22 protein-coding genes are annotated in these 20,910 nt (G+C 71.4%); 11 read left to right on the top strand and 11 right to left on the bottom strand.

Annotated elements, in window-relative coordinates; genetic code table 11:
• Position 1 precedes the first annotated feature (1 nt).
• Positions 2-757, bottom strand: coding sequence for a class I SAM-dependent methyltransferase (locus tag AC1DWR_RS18175; RefSeq protein WP_477624919.1), 756 nt, complete (start codon positions 755-757; stop codon positions 2-4).
• A 156-nt stretch (positions 758-913) separates the two neighbouring features.
• Positions 914-2,359, bottom strand: coding sequence for an adenosylhomocysteinase (ahcY, locus tag AC1DWR_RS18170; RefSeq protein ID WP_477615005.1), 1,446 nt, complete (start codon positions 2,357-2,359; stop codon positions 914-916).
• Between the two features lie 205 nt (positions 2,360-2,564).
• Between ahcY and AC1DWR_RS18165 the strand changes: the two genes are divergently transcribed.
• Positions 2,565-2,849: a hypothetical protein gene (locus AC1DWR_RS18165; RefSeq protein ID WP_477615004.1), complete on the top strand. Its 285-nt coding sequence runs from the start codon at positions 2,565-2,567 to the stop codon at positions 2,847-2,849.
• On the opposite strand, the gene AC1DWR_RS18160 is transcribed toward AC1DWR_RS18165, so the two are convergent.
• On the bottom strand, positions 2,846-3,889 hold the full coding sequence (locus AC1DWR_RS18160; RefSeq protein WP_477615003.1) for a cation diffusion facilitator family transporter: 1,044 nt from the start codon (positions 3,887-3,889) through the stop codon (positions 2,846-2,848). The two genes, AC1DWR_RS18165 and AC1DWR_RS18160, sit on opposite strands and share 4 nt — an antisense overlap.
• A gap of 138 nt (positions 3,890-4,027) precedes the next feature.
• Between AC1DWR_RS18160 and AC1DWR_RS18155 the strand changes: the two genes are divergently transcribed.
• The 6 genes from AC1DWR_RS18155 to AC1DWR_RS18130 all read left to right on the top strand — a co-directional run bounded on the left by AC1DWR_RS18155 (position 4,028) and on the right by AC1DWR_RS18130 (position 7,587).
• Positions 4,028-4,963, top strand: coding sequence for a glycosyltransferase family 2 protein (locus AC1DWR_RS18155; protein WP_477615002.1), 936 nt, complete (start codon positions 4,028-4,030; stop codon positions 4,961-4,963).
• 54 nt (positions 4,964-5,017) lie between these two features.
• Positions 5,018-5,545, top strand: coding sequence for a YbaK/EbsC family protein (locus AC1DWR_RS18150; protein WP_477615001.1), 528 nt, complete (start codon positions 5,018-5,020; stop codon positions 5,543-5,545).
• 93 nt (positions 5,546-5,638) lie between these two features.
• Complete coding sequence (locus AC1DWR_RS18145; protein ID WP_477615000.1) at positions 5,639-6,064, top strand: hypothetical protein; 426 nt, start codon at positions 5,639-5,641, stop codon at positions 6,062-6,064.
• 5 nt (positions 6,065-6,069) lie between these two features.
• On the top strand, positions 6,070-6,507 hold the full coding sequence (locus AC1DWR_RS18140; RefSeq protein ID WP_477624918.1) for a hypothetical protein: 438 nt from the start codon (positions 6,070-6,072) through the stop codon (positions 6,505-6,507).
• On the top strand, positions 6,504-6,920 hold the full coding sequence (locus tag AC1DWR_RS18135) for a DCC1-like thiol-disulfide oxidoreductase family protein (RefSeq protein WP_477624917.1): 417 nt from the start codon (positions 6,504-6,506) through the stop codon (positions 6,918-6,920). Before AC1DWR_RS18140 ends, AC1DWR_RS18135 begins: the two co-directional genes overlap by 4 nt.
• Positions 6,895-7,587: a TetR/AcrR family transcriptional regulator gene (locus tag AC1DWR_RS18130; protein WP_477624916.1), complete on the top strand. Its 693-nt coding sequence runs from the start codon at positions 6,895-6,897 to the stop codon at positions 7,585-7,587. The genes AC1DWR_RS18135 and AC1DWR_RS18130 overlap by 26 nt, the downstream gene beginning before the upstream one ends.
• A 28-nt stretch (positions 7,588-7,615) precedes the next feature.
• Here the strand turns inward: AC1DWR_RS18130 and AC1DWR_RS18125 are convergent, their stop codons facing one another.
• Genes AC1DWR_RS18125 through AC1DWR_RS18110 form a run of 4 tightly spaced genes read right to left on the bottom strand, consistent with a single transcriptional unit; the run spans position 7,616 to position 10,904 of the window.
• Complete coding sequence (locus AC1DWR_RS18125) at positions 7,616-8,818, bottom strand: SIS domain-containing protein (RefSeq protein ID WP_477614996.1); 1,203 nt, start codon at positions 8,816-8,818, stop codon at positions 7,616-7,618.
• A 22-nt stretch (positions 8,819-8,840) separates the two neighbouring features.
• Entirely contained in the window at positions 8,841-9,047 is a 207-nt protein-coding gene (locus tag AC1DWR_RS18120) for a Trm112 family protein (protein WP_477614995.1), read from the bottom strand.
• The gene (locus tag AC1DWR_RS18115) at positions 9,047-10,489 is read right to left on the bottom strand and encodes a phosphomannomutase/phosphoglucomutase (protein WP_477624915.1); all 1,443 of its coding nucleotides are present in this window, start codon (positions 10,487-10,489) and stop codon (positions 9,047-9,049) included. Before AC1DWR_RS18115 ends, AC1DWR_RS18120 begins: the two co-directional genes overlap by 1 nt.
• Positions 10,490-10,508: 19 nt before the next feature.
• On the bottom strand, positions 10,509-10,904 hold the full coding sequence (locus AC1DWR_RS18110) for a DUF3499 domain-containing protein (RefSeq protein WP_477614993.1): 396 nt from the start codon (positions 10,902-10,904) through the stop codon (positions 10,509-10,511).
• 60 nt (positions 10,905-10,964) lie between these two features.
• Here AC1DWR_RS18110 and AC1DWR_RS18105 point away from each other — a divergent pair, with 60 nt between their 5' ends.
• Positions 10,965-11,411: a metallopeptidase family protein gene (locus AC1DWR_RS18105; protein ID WP_477614992.1), complete on the top strand. Its 447-nt coding sequence runs from the start codon at positions 10,965-10,967 to the stop codon at positions 11,409-11,411.
• Positions 11,412-11,430: 19 nt separating this feature from the next.
• Here the strand turns inward: AC1DWR_RS18105 and AC1DWR_RS18100 are convergent, their stop codons facing one another.
• From AC1DWR_RS18100 to AC1DWR_RS18090, 3 genes are all read right to left on the bottom strand, one after another.
• Entirely contained in the window at positions 11,431-12,921 is a 1,491-nt protein-coding gene (locus AC1DWR_RS18100; RefSeq protein WP_477624914.1) for a DUF5719 family protein, read from the bottom strand.
• A complete protein-coding gene (locus tag AC1DWR_RS18095; RefSeq protein WP_477624913.1) occupies positions 12,918-16,103 on the bottom strand; it encodes a glycosyltransferase in 3,186 nt (1,061 codons plus the stop codon). Before AC1DWR_RS18095 ends, AC1DWR_RS18100 begins: the two co-directional genes overlap by 4 nt.
• A 93-nt stretch (positions 16,104-16,196) precedes the next feature.
• Complete coding sequence (locus AC1DWR_RS18090; RefSeq protein WP_153269213.1) at positions 16,197-16,412, bottom strand: WhiB family transcriptional regulator; 216 nt, start codon at positions 16,410-16,412, stop codon at positions 16,197-16,199.
• Between the two features lie 319 nt (positions 16,413-16,731).
• Here AC1DWR_RS18090 and cofD point away from each other — a divergent pair, with 319 nt between their 5' ends.
• Both cofD and AC1DWR_RS18080 read left to right on the top strand, forming a co-directional pair.
• Complete coding sequence (gene cofD / locus AC1DWR_RS18085; protein WP_477624912.1) at positions 16,732-17,706, top strand: 2-phospho-L-lactate transferase; 975 nt, start codon at positions 16,732-16,734, stop codon at positions 17,704-17,706.
• A gap of 2 nt (positions 17,707-17,708) precedes the next feature.
• Positions 17,709-18,740, top strand: a complete 1,032-nt coding sequence (locus AC1DWR_RS18080) for a coenzyme F420-0:L-glutamate ligase (protein WP_477614988.1) — start codon at positions 17,709-17,711, stop codon at positions 18,738-18,740.
• 388 nt (positions 18,741-19,128) lie between these two features.
• On the opposite strand, the gene AC1DWR_RS18075 is transcribed toward AC1DWR_RS18080, so the two are convergent.
• On the bottom strand, positions 19,129-20,061 hold the full coding sequence (locus AC1DWR_RS18075) for a DNA-3-methyladenine glycosylase family protein (protein WP_477614987.1): 933 nt from the start codon (positions 20,059-20,061) through the stop codon (positions 19,129-19,131).
• Positions 20,062-20,150: 89 nt separating this feature from the next.
• Here AC1DWR_RS18075 and AC1DWR_RS18070 point away from each other — a divergent pair, with 89 nt between their 5' ends.
• Positions 20,151-20,852, top strand: a complete 702-nt coding sequence (locus tag AC1DWR_RS18070; RefSeq protein ID WP_477614986.1) for a DUF3105 domain-containing protein — start codon at positions 20,151-20,153, stop codon at positions 20,850-20,852.
• The last annotated feature ends 58 nt before the right edge of the window (positions 20,853-20,910 follow it).

The following is a 20,910-nucleotide window of genomic DNA, read 5'->3' as shown; positions in this document are numbered from 1 at the left end:
ACTAGGCCGGCGCTTGCGACGGCGCCAGCGCCGGGGCGTGCCCGTCCTGGACGTTCTGGACGTCCTCGACGTAGAACCAGTCACCGCCCACGTCCGTGAGGGTCGCCCCGGCAGGAGCCCCAGCGACCGCCTGCCAGTTCCAGGGGTACGGGAAGAAGTGCAGGTGCAGGTTGAACGAGTACCGGTAGGGCCTCTCCCGGGGGACCACGACGATGAGCCTGCGGCGGGTCACCCGGCGCAGCTCAGCCAGGGCCAGGTCGATCCTCTGGACGTGTTCGAGCGTGTGGGTGGACACCACCGTGTCGAACGCCTGGTCCTCGAAGGGCAGCTGCTCGACTGATCCCTCGTGGTAGGAGATCTGGGGGTCCTTGGGCAGCTCGCCATCCAGCACGATGTCGCAGCCGACCACCTTCGGCGCAATGCTGGCCAGCCTCTCGACCAGGTAGCCGCGCCCACATCCGGCATCGAGCACGGACTCACCCACGACGCTGCGCAGGATGGCTTCGACCGACTTGCCGTTGAGGTCGGTGCATCCCTGGACCTGCTGCAGGTCCGACGTGCGGGCGTAGACGTCGACGAACTCGGCAGGCGACATCGAGAAGCCGTCCTGCTTGAAGTCCGCGAACGTGCGGTACCGGTTCCCGAAGGCGACACGGAGGAGCGGCCACATCAGGACCCGGCTGTCACGCAGGACCGGGGGAACCCAGTTGTCCAGGAAGTTCCTGATCAGCAACGCCCGCTCACGCGCAATCGCCACGTCCACACCTCTCGCCCGGGAACGTTGGGAAGGTACCAGTTCGGTGCCGAGCACCAGGGCCAACGCACCGCACACGACGTATGCCGCCCGCTCGAGGTGAGCGGGCGGCATACGGGATGGTGCGTGGCGGGGCCGAACCGCCGGTGGGGCGCAGCCTCAGTAGCGGTAGTGCTCCGGCTTGTAGGGGCCGGCCACGTCGACACCGATGTAGGCGGCCTGCTCCTTGGTCAGCTCGGTGAGCTGCACGCCGAGGGCGTCGAGGTGGAGGCGGGCAACCTTCTCGTCGAGGTGCTTGGGCAGCACGTAGACCTGCTTGTCGTAGTCGTCGTTCTTGGTGAACAGCTCGATCTGGGCGATCGTCTGGTTCGCGAAGGAGTTCGACATGACGAAGCTCGGGTGGCCGGTGGCGTTGCCCAGGTTCATCAGGCGACCCTCGGACAGCACGATGATCGAGTTACCGCCCTCGAACGTCCACTCGTGGACCTGCGGCTTGATCTCGGTCTTGGTGACGGCGACCTTGGCCAGGCCGGCCATGTCGATCTCGTTGTCGAAGTGACCGATGTTGGACACGATCGCCTTGTTCTTCATCTTCGTCATGTGCTCGGCGGTGATGATGTTGAAGTTGCCGGTGGTGGTGACGAAGATGTCGGCGATGTCCACGACGTCGTCGAGGCGGGCCACCTGGTAACCCTCCATCGCGGCCTGCAGCGCGCAGATCGGGTCGATCTCGGTGACGATGACGCGTGCGCCCTGGCCGGCCAGGGCAGCGGCGCAGCCCTTGCCCACGTCGCCGAAGCCGGCGACGACGGCGACCTTGCCGCCGATGAGGACGTCAGTGGCGCGGTTGAGGCCGTCGAGGACCGAGTGGCGGCAGCCGTACTTGTTGTCGAACTTGGACTTGGTGACCGAGTCGTTGACGTTGATCGCCGGGAAGAGCAGGTCACCGGTGGCGGCCAGCTCGTAGAGGCGGTGGACACCGGTGGTGGTCTCCTCGGTGACTCCCTTGATCTGCTCGGAGACCGTGGTCCACTTGGTCGGGTCGGCCTTGAGGGTCTTGCGGACGAGCTCCTTGAAGACCCCGACCTCCTCGGAGTCCGACTCGTCGGTGGGCGGCACCTGACCGGCGGTCTCCCAGGCACGGCCGTTGTGCACGAGCATCGTGGCGTCGCCACCGTCGTCGAGGATCATGTTGGCGCCGGTGGAGCCCGTGCTGTCACCGGGCCAGGTGAGGATCTGCTCGGTGCAGTCCCAGTACTCCTCGAGGGTCTCGCCCTTCCAGGCGAAGACGGGGACACCCTGGGGGTCCTCGGGGGAACCGTGGGGCCCGACGACGACCGCGGCGGCCGCCTCGTCCTGGGTGGAGTAGATGTTGCACGAGGCCCAGCGGACCTCGGCACCGAGCGCGGTCAGCGTCTCGATGAGGACGGCGGTCTGCACGGTCATGTGCAGCGAACCGGCGATGCGGGCGCCCTGGAGCGGCTGGGCCGCCCCGAACTCCTCGCGCAGGGACATCAGACCGGGCATCTCGTGCTCGGCCAGGCGGATCTGGTGACGGCCGGCCTCGGCGAGGCTCAGGTCGGCAACCTTGTAGTCAAAAGGCATGGAAGTACTCCTGGAGATGACTTGATGGTTTGCGGACCCGGCGCAGCCCATCTGGGCACACATCGTTGGAGCGGGTTATCACCCACGCCGGCGGGGACCCACTCTACCGGAGGTATGCCGCGTGGCCAGCCCCAGCGCGGTGCTCAGGGTGCGCCCGGCCGCCTGCGGCACTAGGAAGGGAGTTACCCACCACGAACGGAGCACCATGAGCGAGCCCAGCAGCGGGGTCCCCGGCGAGATCGCCGACGCGGAGGTCGAGGCCCCCACGAGCGACGAGCCCACGACCGTGGAGCTCGAGCTCGACCAGGAGAAGATCGAGGCCTGGGACGAGGTCAAGGGCGACTACCAGGTCGAGCCCGACGGGCAGCCAGTCGCCAACAGCCTGGACGGGAGCGACCTCGACAGCGACGACGCGACGGCTGACGACACGACGGCTGACGCGACGGCAGACGACACCCCGGCACCCGAGGCGGACGCCGAACAGTCCTAGTGACCGTCGCCGCTCGACGGCAGCGGGTCGTCGGCGGCGTCGGTGAGGGTGGCATCGCTGTGCTGCCACTGCGGGCGCTCCTCGGTGCCGGTGTCGATGTCCGGCTCGAGGTACATCAGCAGGGTGAGGTCGGGAGCGGCCTCACGGGCCCTGGCCTCCGCTGAGTTGATCGCATCCGCGATGTCCCGTGCCGTCGTGCCCGCCGGGACCGCGACCTTGGCGGCGACGACGACCTCGTCGGGTCCGATGTGCAGGGTGCGCTGGTGGATGACGCGGTCGATGCCCTCGACGGACTCGATCGCCTGCACGATCCGTCCGATGTGTTCGGGCGAGGCCGACTCGCCGAGCAGCAAGGACTTCATCTCGATGGCGAGGAAGATCGCGACCGCCACGAGGAGAAGGCCGATCAGGCCCGTGCCGATGACGTCGAACAGCGGGTTCCTGGTGAGCAGCATGAGCCCCACCCCGAGGAAGGCGAAGACGAGGCCGAACAGTGCCGCGAGGTCCTCCAACAGGATGACGGGCAGCTCGGGGGCCTTGGCGCCACGGACGAACTCGAGCCACTTGCGGCGCCCACGGACCTTGTTGGACTCCAGGATCGCGGTGCGGAACGAGAACGACTCGAGGACGATCGCGACCGCGAGCACGACCACGGGCACCCACCACCACTGGGCGCTGCCACCGTGCTCGTCGCTGAAGGGGTCGAAGTCGTGCAGGTCGTGGGTCTCGTGCCACTTGTGGTACGCCTCGTAGAGCGCGAAGAGGCCACCGATGCTGAACAGCACGATCGAGACGATGAAGGCGTAGACGTAGCGCTCTCGGCCGTACCCGAAGGGGTGCTCGGGTGTCGCGGCGCGCTTGGCCCGCTTACCACCGGTCAACAGCAGCAGCTGGTTTCCGGAGTCGGCCAACGAGTGGATCGCTTCGGCCAGCATCGAGCTGAAGCCGGTCAGGAAGAACGCGATGAACTTCGTGATCGCGATCCCCAGGTTGGCCAGCAGTGCGGCCACGACGGCTTTGGTCCCACCCTCGGTCGACATGGCCGACAGCGTATCGGTGCGGCAGCCTCCCCCGTTCGGACGACCCTGCCCCGCGAACGGACAGCACGCCCCCCGACCTCTTGTGGTGGGGCGACCGCTTTCTCGACATTTGCTCTGTACTCCGCGCGAGAGGAAGCCATGTACAAGGGACTGAGGGTTGCGGTCGTGGTGCCCGCGCACAACGAGGAGCGCCTGATCGGTCGCACCGTGTCCACCATGCCCGCCCTCGTCGACCACATCATCGTCGTGGACGACGCGAGCACCGACGGCACCGCCGAGGCGGCCAAGGCGGTGGGCGACTCGCGCACCGACGTGCTCACCCTCCTCGAGAACCAGGGCGTGGGGGGTGCCATCATCACCGGGCACCAGACCGCCCTGGCCCTCGACGCCGACGTCTCCGTGGTCATGGCGGGAGACTCACAGATGGACCCTGACTACCTGCCCGCCCTGCTGGACCCGATAGCCGCCGGCCAGGCCCAGTTCACCAAGGGCAACAGGTTCTACGGCAGGGGCTCCTTCGACGGGATGCCCAAGCACCGCATCGCCGGCAACCTGACGCTGTCCTTCCTCACCAAGGCCGCCTCGGGGTACTGGAACCTCTTCGACCCGCTGAACGGCTACACCGCGATCAGCCGGGAGGCTCTCCAGCGGCTCGACCTGACCCGCATCTCGCGCCGCTACGAGTTCGAGAACGACCTGCTGATCCACCTCAACATCCTGCGGGTCCCCGCTGTCGACGTGGCCATCCCGGCGCGGTACGGCGACGAGGTCTCCGGGATCAACCTGCGCACCCAGGCGCCGCGGGCCCTGTCCCACCTCGCCAAGGGCTTCTGGACCCGGATCTGGTGGAAGTACGTCCTGCAGTCCTTCTCCGCGGTCGCCCTCATGCTCTTCGGCGGTCTCGCCCTCACCGCGTTCGGCCTGGTGGTCGGTGCGTGGACCGTCGCCCACACCCTCGGCCCGGCGACGGCCAGCGCCGGCACGGTCGTGTTGGCGGTCGCTCCCCTGCTCAGCGGCTTCCACATGCTGATCCACGCCATGGTCCTCGACATCCAGGAGTCCCAGCCGCGATGACCCGCGGGACGCGGTGCAGGCGCTGATCCGGCGCTGGCTCGCTAACCTCGACGGGTGAGCAGCGCCGAAGGAAACCTGACCTGGGAGCCGGCCACGCGGCATACCGAGCTGTTGGCCGCTCCGGTGGCGCAGGCGATCGCCGGCACACCCTCGGCGCGGGTCGCGCCGATCGACGCCGAGCTCGCCGACACGGCGGCGTTCTGCGCGGCCTACGACGTGGCCATGGAGAGCTCGGCCAACTGCGTCGTGGTCGCGGGCAAGCGCGGTGGCGAGGTGCGGTACGTCGCCGTGATGGTGCTCGCGTCGATGCGCGCCGACATCAACGGCGCCGTGCGCCGGCACCTCGACGTCCGCAAGATCAGCTTCGCCCCCATGGAGCAGGCGGTCGCACTGACGGGCATGGAGTTCGGCGGGATCACGCCGGTCGGGCTGCCTGCGGCCTGGCCCGTGCTGGTCGACGAGGCGGTCGTCGCGGCCGGGGACGTCGTCATCGGCAGTGGCATCCGCGGCAGCAAGCTGCTCGTCCCAGCCGCTGAGCTGGCTGCGCTGCCCTCGGCCGAGGTGCTCCGCCTGTCGCTCTGACAGTCGTCACTTGAACATGTTCAACCTTCCCTGCTACTGTCGGGTCCATCAACTTGAACACGTTCAAAGAACGTCCGTCACGAAGGAGCCCTCGTGGACAACGCAGTGGACAACGCAGTCATCGCCTATGTGCTGTACCTGGTCATCGCCGTCCCCCTCACCATCTGGGTCGGGTCGACCCTGTCGCGGAACGGCCGGGTCTTCCTGGTCGACGTCTTCGACGGCAACGACGAGCTGGCCGAGGCGGTGAACAAGCTGCTCGTCGTCGGCTTCTACCTGCTCAACCTCGGTATCGTCGCGCTCTACCTGCGCATCGGCGACACCCTCGCGGACGCCCGCGCCATCGTCGAGACACTGAGCGTCAAGCTGGGCGTCGTGCTGCTGATGCTCGGCTTCGTGCACCTCACCAACGTGTACGTCTTCAACAAGATCCGCCGCCGCGGTCGCCTCGACGCAATGGCCACTCCCCCGGTCCCGCCGCAGGGCTGGACCCAGCCCTTCCCGGCTCCGATGGGGTGAGGGTCGTGAGGACGGTCCGGATCGCGCTCGCCGGCGCCACCCTGTGGAGCCTCGCGCTGGTCGTGGCGGCGCTCACGGTCCCCGTCTACTCCGGTGACACAGCCGGAGCGGACGCGGACGGCGTGCCGGGCGCCACCTCCACCGCGGCCACCCTCGTCGAGGTCAACGGGTGGTGGGGACTGGTGGTGGCGAGCATCCCGCTGGGCGCCTGCCTGGTCGTCGGGACGTTGCTGCTCGGGCCGGGCGGTCGCGCGGCCACGGTCGCCGCTGTCGTGGTCGTGGCCCTGCTCGGTGTCCTGACCGTCCTCAGCCTGCTCAGCATCGGCGTGTTCCTCGCCCCTGCCGTGGCGGGCCTGGGGGTGGCCGTCCTCGCCGCCCTCGCAGCCCCGACCCAGCGCCCCGACCACCTCGACGGCATCGACCGCACTGAGGCGGCGCGGTGAAGGGGCTCGTCGTCCTCTACGACGCCGGCTGCCCGATGTGCTCACGGTTTCGCACGTGGCTGGTCGGGCAACCCCACCTCGTGGCGGTGACCGCCCTCCCCGCCGGTTCCGCAGAGGCCCGCGCGCTCCTGCCCCACCTCGACCACGCGGCCACGCTCCGCGAGATCACGGTGGTCGGTGACGGCGGGGAGGTCTGGACCGGCGCCCACGCCTGGGTCGCCTGCCTCTGGACAACGGTGGAGCACCGCGACCTCGCCATCCGCCTGTCCACCCCGCTCGGACTGCCCGTGGCCAAGGCGATGGCGTATGCCGCGGCCGGGCTCCGCGCCTCCCTCACCACCACGCTCGTGCCCGAGGCGGTGGAGGACAATGGCTACGCTGACGACTGTGACGGACTCTGCCAACCGGTCTGACCCCGCCAACCGGTCCGACCGTGGTGAGCAGACCCGCACCGCCATCGCAGCGGCCGCCCAGGAGCTCTTCCTCGAGCGGGGCTACGACAAGACGACCATGCGGGCCGTCGCGGACCGGGCCGGCGTCAGCATCGGCAACGCCTACTACTACTTCGCGTCCAAGGAGCACCTGGTCCAGGCCTTCTACGACCAGGTCCAGGTCGCCCACGCGTCCGCTGCAGAAGAGGTCCTGGCCGACAACGACAAGTTCGCCGACCGCCTGGGCGAGGTGCTGACCAGCTGGGTGGACGTGGCCGAGCCGTTCCACGGGTTCGCCGGGAAGTTCTTCAAGGTCGCCGCCGAGCCGACCAGCCCGCTGTCACCGTTCAGCAGCGAGTCCCGCGGCGCGAGGGAGGCCAGCATCGACCTGTTCCGCCGCGTGGTGGACGGCTCGGACCTCAAGGCTCCGGCAGCCATCCGGGCGGAGCTGCCCGAGCTGCTGTGGCTGCTCCAGATGGGGGTCGTGCTCTTCTGGGTGCACGACTCGAGCACCGGCCAGAAGCGCACCCGCGCCCTCGTGCGCCAGGTCGTTCCCCTCGTCGACAAGCTCGTGCGGCTCAGCCGCCTGCCCGGCATGCGGGGTGTGGTGGGCGACGTCGTCGCCCTGATCCGCTCCGTACGGCCCTGAGGGCACCCGGCCCGCCAGGCCACTCGGGTCAGCCGCCGGCTCGGCCTCGCAGGTCCGCCACGTGCGGCGACACCGCAGGATCCAGGCCCAGCCCCAGGGCCAGGTAGGTCGCGGCGAAGTCTGTGGTCGCGATCTGACCCGCCAGGCGGGTCAGGGCGTGCCCCGGCTGCGCCGTCACCTCGCTGACCCTGACCCCCACCTCACGAGCCGCCGAGGTCAGGGCTTCGGCCAGCGCCCGCGCCTCGTCGGCCTCTCGCGTCATCGGGTCGGGCAGGACGTCCCTGAGCATCAGCAACGACAACCGTGGTGCGGCCGGGCCGTCGAGGAACGGATCGGTGAAGATGTCGTCGACCACCCCGGAGGCCTGTGCGCCCGGGCGAGACGCGGCCCCGCCGGAGTACGCGGCGGTGAACGGGCCGTCGAAGCAGGCGACGACCTGGGCCGCGTCGTCGGGGAGCTCACCGGACGTGGCCGGCACCCGCGCGGTGCGCGCGAGCATCGAGGTGGCCCGCCCCGCGGCCACGCCGTTCAGGGGACCGTCGCCGAGGACCACCGGGACGCCCTCGGCGAGATCGGCGGCCAGCACCTTGGCCGGGTTGACGAACGACTCCGACGAGGGACGGCAGGACTCCGCGATCTCGTCGAGGCGGTCGGCGGCCTCGGTCAGCACCCGGGCGTCGACGTCAACGATGCCCAGGTGCCCTGCGCCCAGCAGCACCGGGGCGAGCAGCGACCAGAGGGAGGTGCGGGACGTGGTGCGACCGCGGCCGATGCCGATGTGGACACCCCGTGCCTGGGCTGCGACGTCCGCGAGCGGCGAGTCGATGGCCCCGACGGTGAGCAGGGCAGCGCCTCGACGAGCCGCCTCGGCGGCGAGCGCAAGCGGGCCCGGAGCGCGTCCTGACAGCGAGACGGCGATGACGAGGTCGAGCGGACCCACCCAGCCGGGCAACGGCAGGTTGCGCCGCACGCTGACCGGGACCGGCGAGCCCGGCTCGGCAAGCAGCTCGAGCACGTCGCAGACGACGGCCGACCCGCCGAGCGAGGCGACGAGGACCGACCGCGGCCGCTCGCCACCGGCCACGCGCTCGATCCCGCCCTCGGCGGACAGCTCGATCGCCTCGCGCACCTGGGCACCGGCCGTCGCCAGCCCCCGCAGGGTCTGGCGGGAGTCGAGGGTGGCCAGCGCCTCGTCGCTGTCGATGCGCGACTCGTCGAAGAACTGTGCCATCGTCGCGCCTCCCCGCCGTCCGTCAGACCGGCTTGCGGGCTTCGTCGACGAGCAGCACCGGCACACCGTCGTCGATGCGGTACTGCAGGCCGCAGGCCGTGCTGGTGCAGTGAAGCTCGGGCTTGCCCTCGACGGTGGCGTCGGCGAGCTCGGAACGGCAGGCCGGGCACCTCAGGATCTCCCGCAGCCACGGCTCGATCCGGACGTCCTGCCCTTGTCCTTGCGACATCAGCGTTCTCCTCTCACCAGTACGAGGACATCGTCCCGCACCTGGGTCATCGTGTCTTGGTCAGCCGCCTCGACGTTGAGCCGGAGGAGGGGTTCGGTGTTGGAGGCGCGCAGGTTGAGCCACCACATCGGCGCATCGCTCGTCCCTGCGTGGGTCGCCGTCAGTCCGTCCAGCTCGTCGAACTCAGCGCCGCGCTCGGCAGCCCACTGACGCACGGTCGCGGTCGCGGCCGCAGCGTCCGTGACCGTCGAGTTGATCTCGCCGGACGCGGCATACCGGCTGTATGCCGCGGTGAGCCGGCTCAGTGGCTCACCCTGCTCGCCCAGGGCAGCGAGCACGTGCATCGCGGCGAGCATGCCGGTGTCGGCGAACCAGAATTCCCGGAAGTAGTAGTGCGCACTGTGCTCGCCGCCGAAGACCGCGTCCTCGCGGGCCATTTCGGCCTTGATGAACGAGTGGCCGACCCTGGTCCGCACCCCGCGAGCGCCCTGCTCGGCGATGATCTCGGGGACCGCGGCCGAGGAGATGACGTTGTAGACGACGGCGACGTCAGCCGCGGCGACGCCTCCTGCGACCTGCTTGGCGATCTCACGGGTGGCCACCAGGGCCGTGACGGCACTGGGGCTCACCGGTTCGCCACGCTCGTCGATGACGAAGCAGCGGTCGGCATCGCCGTCGAACGCCAGGCCGAGGTCGGCGCCGTGCTCGACCACAGCAGCCTGGAGGTCACGCAGGTTCTCGGGCTCGAGTGGGTTGGCCTCGTGGTTGGGGAAGGTGCCGTCCAGCTCGAAGTAGAGGGGGATGACCTCCAGCGGCAGCGCGGGCAAGCCGGTGCCCGTGCCGAGGACGGCAGGCACCGTGTGGCCGCCCATGCCGTTGCCGGCGTCGACGACCACGCGCAGTGGCCGACCACCGGAGAGGTCGACCAGGCCGCGCAGGAAGGCCGCGTAGTCACCCAGGACGTCACGCTCGACGACGTGTCCAGACCTCGTGGCCGGAGGCCCCGCACTGACCCCCGCGTCGAGCAGCTGCTGGGCCAGGGCGCTGACGTCGGAGAGACCCGAGTCCTGACCCACGGGGCGCGCTCCCGAGCGACACAGCTTGATGCCGTTGTACTGGGCCGGGTTGTGCGACGCGGTGAACATGGCGCCGGGGAGGTCCAGGGCGCCACTGGCGTAGTAGAGACCGTCGGTGCTGCACAGCCCGATCAGTGTGGCGTCGAGGCCGTGGGCGGTGACGCCTGCGGCGAAGGCCCGGGACAGCTCGGGCGACGAAGGGCGCATGTCGTGGCCGATGACGACTCCGGGAGCTCCCTCCGGCCCGACCACGGTCCGGGCGAAGGCGGCGCCGAGGGCCCACGCCACATCGACGTTGAGCTGGTCGGGGACGAGGCCCCGGACGTCGTAGGCCTTGACGAAGTCGGAGAGGACAGGCTTGGGCACGCCCGAAACCCTAGCGGTGTCAGTTGTCGCGCAGGACGCGCAGGTGCCCGCGGCGACCCGTCTCGACGGCGCCGGAGGCGTCCTCGTCGGCTGGGTGGCGCCTGGTCTGCGCCTGTGCCGGACCGGGGGCCTCGCCCAGCCGGGGCCGGCCTGCCTCGCGCACGGCGTTGGCCAGCGCCAGCAGGTCGTCGTGCGAGGGCTCCGGCTCGACGTACTCCCCGGAGAGGCGCACGATCTCCCAGCCCCGGGGGGCGGTCAGTCCCTCGGCATGGGTCGCGCACAGGTCGTAGGTGTGCGGCTCGGCATACGTCGCCAGGGGTCCGACCACAGCGGTCTGGTCGCCGTAGACGTAGGTGAGCGTCGCAATGGCAGGCTTCGAGCACGCGGTGCGGGAGCACCTCCTGGACAGACTCACGACGCGGACTCTATGCCAGCAAGGCGGGGCCCCCGGGTCGGCACGCCGTAGGCTGGTCTGGTGACTTCGACCGGCCCGCAGGCAGGGCGCTCCCGGGCGGCGCGACGGGACCGTCGAGGCCGAGGGGTGAGGGGTCCGCTGGCCTGGCCGGCCGTCCCCGCCATGGCCACCCGCCGGCAGCAGTTCGACGACCTGGTCCTCGACAGTGCTGCTCGCCTGGAGACGCGGCTCGGCGCTCGCTTCCAGGACGTCGAGTTCGCGGTCGAGGACGTGCCTCCGACCGACCCTGCCCCGTGGGAGCGTGAGGGGGCGCCGCTCGCCCGGGCCTTCCCTCCGCACGGCAGGACCCCGGCGCGGATCGTCATCTACCGCCGCCCGATCGAGAGCCGCGCGGACAACCAGCGCGAGCTCACGGCCATCGTGCAGGACGTGGTGGTGGAGCAGGTCGCCGCGTTGTTCAACCTGCCGCCGGGCGACCTCGACCCACGCTACGACGACGGGTCCTGACCCTGCGTCGAGCCCCGATCTACCGGGTCACCTCTCGCAGGCCCACGGTCGTGGTGCGCAGGGCAGCGTCGTGCAAAGGGGTCGTCGTCAGGAGCGTTCCCTGGCTGTCGTTCACCCAGGTGACCACGCCTGCCCGGACCTGCCCCTTGCCGGACACGCGGTGCACCCACACGGAGGTGGCACCGGTGAGGTCGAGAACCCCTGACGCGTCGACACCGAGGTTCGGACGACGGGACGTCTCCACACCCTTGGCGTCGACGGTCACCACCTCGACGCCGGCGGTGTCACCGGACGACGTCAACGACAGGAACCGCTGCATGGGGCCGGGCGCGCCGACCGGGTCGACGAGAGGCATCCCGGCGACCCCCGAGATCGGCGGCGTGGAGGACGTCCACGCAAAGTCCCCCGGCTTGCCGGGGGCGGTCCGCGTGACCACGGCAGCGGCCACGACGGGCACGTCGGCTCGCACCTGGAGCCCCACCGTGCCGGTCGGCAGCGCGGAGATGTCGATGTCACGCACGGCACCACCGTCGATCCGGGTCACCCCGCCGGCGGGCAGGGCCCGCGGTCCCTGGGCGGTGAGCACCCTGGCCTGGACGACAGCCTCGCCCGTCCCTGGCACGGCGACGCGCAGGACCGCCTGGCCCCCCACCGCGACGGCCGGGATCACCTGGTCGCGCGACGGCGCCGCAGTGGGCACGGAGTCGTCGGACCCACCCGCGCGGGTGCCGTCCAGCCACAGGTCGTTGACGACCGCCCCGACCACACCACCATCGGCGACGACGTGCACGACGGGGTTGGCCAGCTCGCTGTTGATCGAGTCGAGGAGGAAGGCCGTGCGTCCGTGCGCCGGGACGACGATGCCCTTGCCGTTCGGGGACGAGACCGCCCCCTTGCCGCCGTAGAGGGTGACGTCGACGGCGACGGCGTTGCCGCCGGGGTTGGTCAGGAGGAGTCGTTCCTGCCGACCGGGCGCCCCCCCGCCGGCCATGATCCAGAACTCGGCACCGGGCGGCCCGCACGGGGCCGAGCCCAGCGACCGCTGGTCGCCCGAGGGCACCAGCCAGCCCTGTGCCGCGGCGACACCGGCAGCCATGGACTCGGTGCCCGACACCAGCACCCCTTCCGCACGGCCCTGGTCGCCCATCACGCTGGAGCCGCGGACGGTCACGGGCGTGCCGAGGTCGCCCCGCGGCATACGGCTGAGGCTCAGCCGACCGGGGGCCGTGGCGGGCGCGGTGCCGGTCAGGGCCCGGACGGGGGCCTCAGCCGCGGCAACCCGCACGCCGACGTCGACGTCGTCGACTCCCTTGACGCCCTTGAGCTCCGGACCCGGGCACACCAGCGAAGAGCTGCGCACCGGGTTGGTGGCCGAGGTGGTGGCGGTGTCCACGAGACGGGTCGACGCGACGGCGAAGGCCCCCTGGCTGTGCACGGCTGCGGTGACGATCCCGACGCCTGCGGCAGCCACGAGCGAGGTGCGGACGATGCCGCTGACGGAGAGGTTCACGGGCGCCTCCGCCTCGAGGAGCGGTTGCCGAAGGGCACGGCGAGGAAGACGACCACCAGGAGCAGGACGCCCTGGGCGTAGCGCCAGATGGCGTTGGTCGGGAGCACGTCCACGGAGATCGTGGCCGGCCCCGCAGGCAGGGAGTACGACGCTGCGTCGCCGTTGGGCGCGAGCACGTGACCGTCGACGGCGACCCGCGCGTGCCTGACCCACTGGCCCGGCTCGGACAGGACGAGCGAAGCCCCTTGCGGCACAACGGATTTCACCTCGAGCCGCGAGTGGGGACCCGAGACGGGGATGGCCTGCTCCGATGTGCGGGTCAGCAGACGGGCGCGGGAGGGTGCGACGGCGTCGTCGGCCGCCCCTCCGCCTCCGGGCAGGACCCGCCAGAACAGCACGCCATCGTGCTCGCCGAGTCGACTCAGCCCGGCCGTGGCGTCGAGGGCGCGGATCCGGGGGTCGGTGGGCTCGGCACTCAGGCCGATGAACCCGACGGCTTGGTCCGCCAGGTCGACTGCGGGGGTGAGCGCGCCGGGCGCAGCTCCCTGTTCGAACAGCGCACTCACCGAGGCGGCGAGTGCCTCAGCGGTGGGTCGGTCGGCCGTCATCGGGGGCAGGATCCGGGAGGTCTCCCCGACCTCGCGGCCGAGCAGCTCGTAGGTCAGGGCGTCGCCCTCGGGCCGCAGCAGCAGCATCCGGTTGCCGAGACCGCTCTCGGCCTGGTCGATGGCAACGGCTGGACGGGGGTCCTGCCAGGCCCGCAGCCCGTCGCCGACAGTCCGGACGGTGAGCCATCCGGAGCTGACCAGCACGGCCCCGATCAGCGCACCGGCCACGGGCCAACGAGCCAGCGCCTGCCACCCGCCGCGCGCCCGGCTCACGGCAAGGCCGTCGGCGCCCAGCAGGGCTGCGGCCACCAGCGCCAGGGCGAGGACGAGCAGGCCGACACCCGACCACGCCGTCACCGGCGCCCCGGCGTCGGGCAGTCCCTGCGGCACGACGCCGAGCTGGATCCGGGGTGCCACGACGGCATAGGCGAGGCCGAGAAGGGCCACGACCCCGAGGGCGCTCGCGGCGCGACCACGCCGGCCGGCACGCAGCAGGCCGAGCAGCCCGGCGAGGACCAGCGGCGCCGAAAGCAGCACGGGGTAGGACCCGGGGCCACCGGGGTGCAGGAGCGCAATCTGCCAGGGCTGCGCCTGGGTCGTCCCCCAGACCGACAGGCCGGGGCCGGTGAAGAGCAACGCCGGACGGTCGAGAAGCGCAGGCAGCCAGGACCCCAGGAGTAGGACCGGGCCGAGGACGATGGCCAGGCCCCGCACCCGTGCCCAGCCGTGACCGACGAGCGCGACGCCCAGGCCGGCGACGAGCACCAGCACGAGGAGGGCAGGAGCGAAGGCTCCGAGAGCAGTGGCGGCAAGGACGGTTGCGGCAGTGACCGTCGCGGTGCCGGTGCGGCGACCGGCCAGCGCGATGCCCCCGGCCACCAGCGGGAGGAGGATTGCGGCGACGATGCCGCCCAGCCGACCAGAGCCCACCGCCGTGGCCAGGACCGCGCTGGTGGACCAGGCCAGGGCGGCGATGGCACGCGGCCAGCGTGAGTGCGTGACGACCCGGGCGCCGAGGTATGCCGTGAGGGTCGCCATCGGGAGGGCGAAGGTCACCAGCAGGGTTGTCACAGCGCCGACAGGCGAGGCGGGTGCACTGAGCAGCGGGAGGTGGGCCACCAGCCACGACAGGCCCGACAGGATCACGAGGTGCGGACCCTGCTCGCCGGCACTGCCGAGCCCCGCGCCGTGCCAGCCGTCGAACCAGGCGTGCCACAGGGTGCCCGCGTCGGCTCTGACCCCGAGGGTCTCGCCGCCGGTCACACCGTTGTCCAGCCGGTCGACGAAGCTGCCTCCAAGGTGTCGGGTGGCCAGGGCGGCGACGACGGTCATGACCAGGGTCGCCAGCAGACCGGGGTTCCGGGCGGCATGGGAGGCCCACGTCGCACCCAAGATGTTGAGGTCCTGGGCCTCGTCGGCCACCGGGCCGGACTCGACGGCGTCGGCGCGGCCGGTGTCGCCCAGCCCCGGCTCGAGCGCGACCTCGTCGTGGATGAGGTCGGTCGTGTGCCGCAGCACCGTGCGCGATGGGACGAACAGGCCCTGCAGGTCGCGTCGGCGCACCTGTCGGGTGCCACGCGAGCGCCACCGGGCCCCGAGCACTCGTCCGGGGGTCAGCACCGCACCGATGTCGGAGAACTCGGCCCATGCGGCCCGGGGTCGTTTGGCCAGCAGCAGCGCGAGGGCGGCAACGGCGCTCGTCAGGACGATCCAGGCCGCCAGCAGCGGCAGGGCCCACCAGGCGCACCTGGCCAGCGCCACCCGCCGGGCCTGGCGACGCATCCGCGGTGTCGAGTCGCCGAGGGCGGCGTCGTCCGGCTCCGCCCGGGCACCGGTGCGCACGGTGGCGCGGGGCACGACGACGACGCGGCGGCCGGACTGCTGGGCACGCCACGAGAAGTCCACGTCGGCGCCGAAGTCCCCGAAGGCGCGCTCGGGCCCGCCGAGCTCGTCGAGCATTCCGCGCTCCACGAGCATGCCGGTCGCCGGGACGGCCAGGACGTCGGTGCGGCGGTCGTACTGGCCCTGGTCGGGCTCACCCGGGGCCGGTGAGGGGATCACCCGGCCACTGCGGGTCAGCTGCAGGCCAACCGATCGCAGGGCGCCGGGACGCGTCCAGTCGAGCAGCTTGGGGCCGGCTGCACCGACCGACGGGCTGCGTCGCACGGCATCGAGCAGTCGCGCCAGCGTCATGGGGGCCGCGGCACTGTCTGAGGTGAGCACCCAGACGTGGGTCATCCCTGGCGCGTCGGGGGTCACGTCGAGGGTCACGCCGGGGGCCACGTCGGGCGAGGACGCGCCGTCGGCCGTCGCGGCCCGGTCGGTCAGTGCGAGGGCCGACCGCACGGCATACGCGAGGGAGGTTGCGCCGGGGACGGTGACGAAGGTGATCGCGTCGATGGCTTCGGCCACGCCGCGGTGGGCGCGCACGGTCTCGACGGCGTTGCCGTCGCGCTCGTCCCTCCCGAGGTCGACGACGACGAGGCGTTCGGGGCTGCGCGTCTGGCGCGCGAGGGAGTCGAGGGTCTCCGCGAGCGCGGAGGTCGGGCCGCGGAGCACCAGAACCGCCGTCACCGTCGCGACCCCCGCAGGTGATCCTGCGGGGTCTGTCAGGCCATGGGGCGGGGCAAGCGTCATGCGCTGGTGACGGAGTCGCCGCTGGGGCGACTAGACCGCACGCTTCTTGAGCTTGCGGCGCTCCCGCTCGGACAGCCCACCCCAGATGCCGAACCGCTCGTCGTGGGCGAGGGCGTACTCCAGGCACTCGGCCCGCACCTCGCAGCCGACGCAGACCTTCTTGGCCTCACGCGTCGACCCGCCCTTCTCAGGGAAGAACGCCTCGGGATCGGTCTGGGCACAGAGCGAGCGCTCCTGCCATGACATCTCCACCTCTTCGCCACCTTCGAAGGTGACCAACTGAAGTTCCTGCACGGCTTCCTCCTCGACCCGGTTCGCCGCTGCGTGTGACCTTGCTTGGTCACAACAATGGAATTACACGCGTGTCATACGTGGTTCGTCAAGCGGAAGTCTGATATTTGCCCGATCGGATGAACCTTGATAACGCCGCTTCACAGGACGCTAGAGGTGCGCTAGAAGACTCCCGGCACAGGCGTCGCCCCGACGGCGCCCCCGAACGGCCCCGACGGCACCCCCACGGCGCCCCCGCTGCGGGGGCTGTGGACGGGCTGCAAGACTGCGGAGCATGCGCATCACGGCACTGGCCGGCGGCGTCGGAGGTGCCCGCTTCCTGCGTGGCCTTCGCGCCCACCTGGACCGCTCCCCCGGCCTCTCGGACACCGAGCTGACCATCATCGGCAACACCGGTGACGACATCAGCCTGTTCGGGCTGCGGGTCTGCCCCGACCTCGACACCCTGCTCTACACCCTCGGCGGCGGCATCCACGAGGGCCAGGGCTGGGGCCGGGCCGACGAGAGCCACCGGGTCCAGGGTGAGCTGGCGGCATACGGCGCCGTGCCGCAGTGGTTCGCCCTCGGCGACCTCGACTTCGGGACCCACGTCATCCGTTCGCAGTGGCTCGGCCAGGGGGTGTCCCTCACCGAGGTGACCGCACGCCTGGCGGCCCGCTGGGGCCTGCCCGACCAGCGGATCACCCTGCTGCCGATGAGCGACTCCCCCGTGGAGACGCACGTCGTCGTCGAGGACGAGGAGGGTCAGCGCGCGATCCACTTCCAGGAGTGGTGGGTTCGTCACCAGGCCTCGATCCCGGCGCAGCGGTTCCAGGCGGTGGGCATGGACCGCGCGACCGCAGCACCGGGTGTCCTCGACGCCATCCGGACCGCCGATGTGGTGCTCCTCCCCCCGAGCAACCCGGTGGTCTCGATCGGCATCATCCTGGGCGTGCCCGGCGTGCGAGATGCGTTGCGTGGCAGCGCCGCTCCCGTCGTCGGCGTCTCACCGCTCATCGGCGGTATGCCGGTGCGCGGGCACGCGGACGCGTGCCTCCGGGCCATCGGGGTGGAGTCGACAGCAGCTGCCGTCGCCGGGCTCTACGAGGACTTCCTCGACGGGTGGCTGGTGTCCGCCGAGGACGAGGCGTCCGTGCGCCTGCCCCGAGCGACGGTTCGCAGTCGGCCGCTGCTCATGTCGGATGCCGATGCCGCGGCCGACATCGCCGGCGCCGCCCTGGAGCTCGCGCTCGAGCTCAAGGGCGCCTGACCGTGTCGGTGTCACTCATCCCCTTGACGGGGATGCCGGAGGTGGCGGCGGGCGACGTCCTGGTCACGCTCCTGCTCGACGCAGCGGCCTCTGCGGGCATCTCGCTGGCGGACGGCGACGTCCTCGTCGTCTCGAGCAAGATCGTCTCCAAATCCCTTGGTCTGTGGGCTGATTCGGCCGACAGGAGTGCCGCCGTGATCAGCCAGACGGTGAGGGTGGTGGCGGAGCGCATGTCGGACGACCGGATCACCCGCATCGTGCAGTCGACGGCCGGTCCGATCATGGCAGCGGCCGGGGTGGACGCCTCCAACACCGGGAGTCGCGACGACGTGCTGCTCCTCCCCGCCGACCCCGATGCGGAGGCCGAGCACCTGCGGGTGGCCCTCCTCGCGGCGACAGGGCTGCGGCGCGTCGGAGTGATCCTGAGCGACACGGCGGGGCGGCCCTGGCGGTTCGGACAGACGGACTTCGCCCTGGGGGCAGCCGGAGTCTCCGTCGTCGATGACCTCCGGGGGGCTGTCGACGCCGACGGCAAACCGCTGGCCGTCACGGCGAGGGCCGTCGGCGACGAGCTCGCCGCCGCAGCCGACCTCGTCAAGGGCAAGGCGGACTCGATCCCCGCCGCGGTGGTCCGCGGCTCCGACCTGGCGATCGACGGGCGGGGGGCGGGGGCGCGCGCACTGGTCCGCGTCGGCCGGGAGGACTGGTTCGACCACGGGCGCGCCGAGTCGATCCGGGCTGCCCTCGGCACGGCCCCGGGCAGCCCGGAGGCCATCGAGGACGGCATCGCCGCGATCGGACCCGAGGACGTGGCGTCCCGACTGCGGCGGGCGGTGGCCGTCGCCCTGCGCGGAGCGCCCGAGGCCGGCGTGGACGTCGGGGGTGAGGTGGTCCACGTCAGTGCGCCGACGGCATACCAGCTGGGGGTGGCGGTGAGCCGCCTGCAGGTCGCGCTCTGGGGGGAGGGGCTGGCCACCGACGTGCCCGACGAGGTGAGCGGGCTGGACGTTCGCCTCGAGGTGCATCCCCGCTGACCGAGCCACAAGTCCGGCCCGCTGGGACTGTTGCCGGCTGGAGGTCACAGAGCGGTCGATTCGGGGTCCGGTGACAACAAGCGAGCACCAAGTCCCGGCCCGCTGCGACGTGTTGCCGGCCGGTGGTCACAGAGCGGTCGATTCGGGGTCCGGTGACCACGAGCGAGCAACAAGTCCCGGCCCGCTGCGACGTGTTGCCGGCTGATGGTCACAGAGCGGTCGATTCGGGGGTCCGGTGACAACAAGCGAGCACCAAGTCCCGGCCCGCTGCGACGTGTTGCCGGCTGGTGGTCACAGAGCGGTCGATTCGGGGGTCCGGTGACCACGAGCGAGCAACAAGTCCGGGCGCGGAGGTGTCCCGGCGCGGAGGTGTCCCGGGGCGGAGGGGTCAGCGACGGGTGGGCAGATGGGTTCGCGGCGCCATCCGCGGGCCACGCCGGGGCCGGCTGGCCCCGGACAGCTCGAGGAGGTGCTGCACCCGGTAGCGGTGGCCGCGGTAGGGCTCGAGCAGCTCGGCCAGCACCTCGTCGTCGCGGACCTCTCCGAGCAGGGCCCAGGTGAGGTCCTTGGCCACGTGGTAGTCGCCGAAGCTCACGGCGTCGGGGTCGCCGAGCGCCCGCTGGGCCACCTCGGCAGCGGTCCACACCCCCACGCCCGGCACCGAGCGAAGTCGTCGGCGGGCCTCAGCCAGGGGCAACGAGGCACTCTCCTCCAACCGGCCGGCCACCCGCGCCGCCCGCACCACCGTCGCGGACCGGGCGCCGTCGACCGAAGCGCCCAGCCACTCCCAGGACGGGATGCCCGCCCACTCCTGGGCCGTCGGCGCCACCCACAGCCGCCGCTCCTCCCCCGGCCCGGGCGCGCGGGAGCCGAACCGGTGGACGAGCCTGCGGTAGCCCCCGAAGGCCTCCTGCCCGGTGACCTTCTGCTCGATCGCCGCCGGCACCAACGCGTGCATCACCAGCCCGGAGCGCGGCACGTGCCACGCGGCATACCTCTTCCACGCAGTGGCCACCTGCGGGTGGTGCGCCACGAAGTCGCTGTCGTCGTCATCCCCACCGAGGAGCGCAGGCACCTGGTCGAGGGCCCACTGGGCGCCGTCGCCCCACGCCGTCGCGACGACCTCACCGACGTCGCCGCGCTGAACCAGCCGCAGCGTCGCGGTCCCCGAGGGCGTGGGAAGGCCGAGCCACCAGCCCTCACCGCGGTCGGGCTGGAACGTCGGATCGGCGCCACCACGACGGAATGCCGAGACGATCAGGCCGACCGACGTCGGGCGCCCGGGCCGCCAGACACGGGTCGTCTCGGCCGTCGGGGACATGCCGTCAGTCTTGCGCGTAGGGGTGACAGGGTCCGCAGGCGGGCCACGTAGACTCTGCGGGTCCCGACCCCGAACCACCCGAGGAACCCGTGGCAAACAAGCGCGTGAGCCAGGACCGCAAGGCCCGACTGGCCGAGATCCAGAACCAGCAGAAGGCGAAGGAACGCAAGGTCGTCGCCGGCATCGTCGTCGGCTGCCTCGTCCTGCTCGCGGGTCTCACGGGGGTCGTCCTCTACGCGATCAACGACGCCAAGGCGAAGCAGCTGCCCAACCTGGGAGCCTCGGTTGCCGCCGCCAAGTGCGACCCGGTCACGACCGACGCGAACGCCGGTTCGGGTGAGCACGTCGGTCCGGGCACGCAGAAGCCCGACGAGACCTCGGTGAAGTACGCCACCATCCCGCCGAGCAACGGCCCGCACTTCGTCAGCCCCGACGTCAGCGGCCGCGACTTCTACACCGCGACCGACCGCCCCGTCCTCGAGACCCTGGTCCACAACCTCGAGCACGGCTACACCATCCTCTGGTACGACGGCGCCAAGGTGAAGGACACCACCCTCCTCAAGGACATCGCCGACCAGGGCAACAAGCTGACCGACTCGAGCGGCAAGTTCAAGGTCGTCGAGTGGGACGCCAGCCGTGGCGCCTTCCCCGCTGACAAGCCGTACGCCCTCGTCCACTGGGCCAAGGACGCCGGTCACCGCCAGCTCTGCGGGGACATCTCCGGCCAGGTCGTCGTCGACTTCGTCAAGAAGTTCCCCAAGGACGACACCCAGGAGCCGGGCGCGCAGTAACGGCCCAGCAGGCCGCAAGCCCACCCACCACCTCGGTATGCCGCCCACTGGCCTCAGT

Source organism: Pedococcus sp. P2_E2, from assembly GCF_056403955.1.
The sequence above is the reverse complement of the archived record's forward strand: the minus strand, read 5'-3'. Positions and strand labels throughout refer to the sequence as shown.

What these genes read in the sequence shown, in the direction of transcription:
- AC1DWR_RS18125 (WP_477614996.1), bottom strand. Translation starts at nt 8,818, where the DNA reads ATGGCACAGTTCTTCGACGAGTCGCGCATCGACAGCGACGAGGCGCTG.
- AC1DWR_RS18075 (WP_477614987.1), bottom strand. Translation starts at nt 20,061, where the DNA reads ATGTCCCCGACGGCCGAGACGACCCGTGTCTGGCGGCCCGGGCGCCCG.
- AC1DWR_RS18090 (WP_153269213.1), bottom strand. Translation starts at nt 16,412, where the DNA reads ATGTCATGGCAGGAGCGCTCGCTCTGTGCCCAGACCGATCCCGAGGCG.
- AC1DWR_RS18165 (WP_477615004.1), top strand. Translation starts at nt 2,565, where the DNA reads ATGAGCGAGCCCAGCAGCGGGGTCCCCGGCGAGATCGCCGACGCGGAG.
- AC1DWR_RS18120 (WP_477614995.1), bottom strand. Translation starts at nt 9,047, where the DNA reads ATGTCGCAAGGACAAGGGCAGGACGTCCGGATCGAGCCGTGGCTGCGG.
- ahcY (WP_477615005.1), bottom strand. Translation starts at nt 2,359, where the DNA reads ATGCCTTTTGACTACAAGGTTGCCGACCTGAGCCTCGCCGAGGCCGGC.
- cofD (WP_477624912.1), top strand. Translation starts at nt 16,732, where the DNA reads ATGCGCATCACGGCACTGGCCGGCGGCGTCGGAGGTGCCCGCTTCCTG.
- AC1DWR_RS18160 (WP_477615003.1), bottom strand. Translation starts at nt 3,889, where the DNA reads ATGTCGACCGAGGGTGGGACCAAAGCCGTCGTGGCCGCACTGCTGGCC.
- AC1DWR_RS18155 (WP_477615002.1), top strand. Translation starts at nt 4,028, where the DNA reads ATGTACAAGGGACTGAGGGTTGCGGTCGTGGTGCCCGCGCACAACGAG.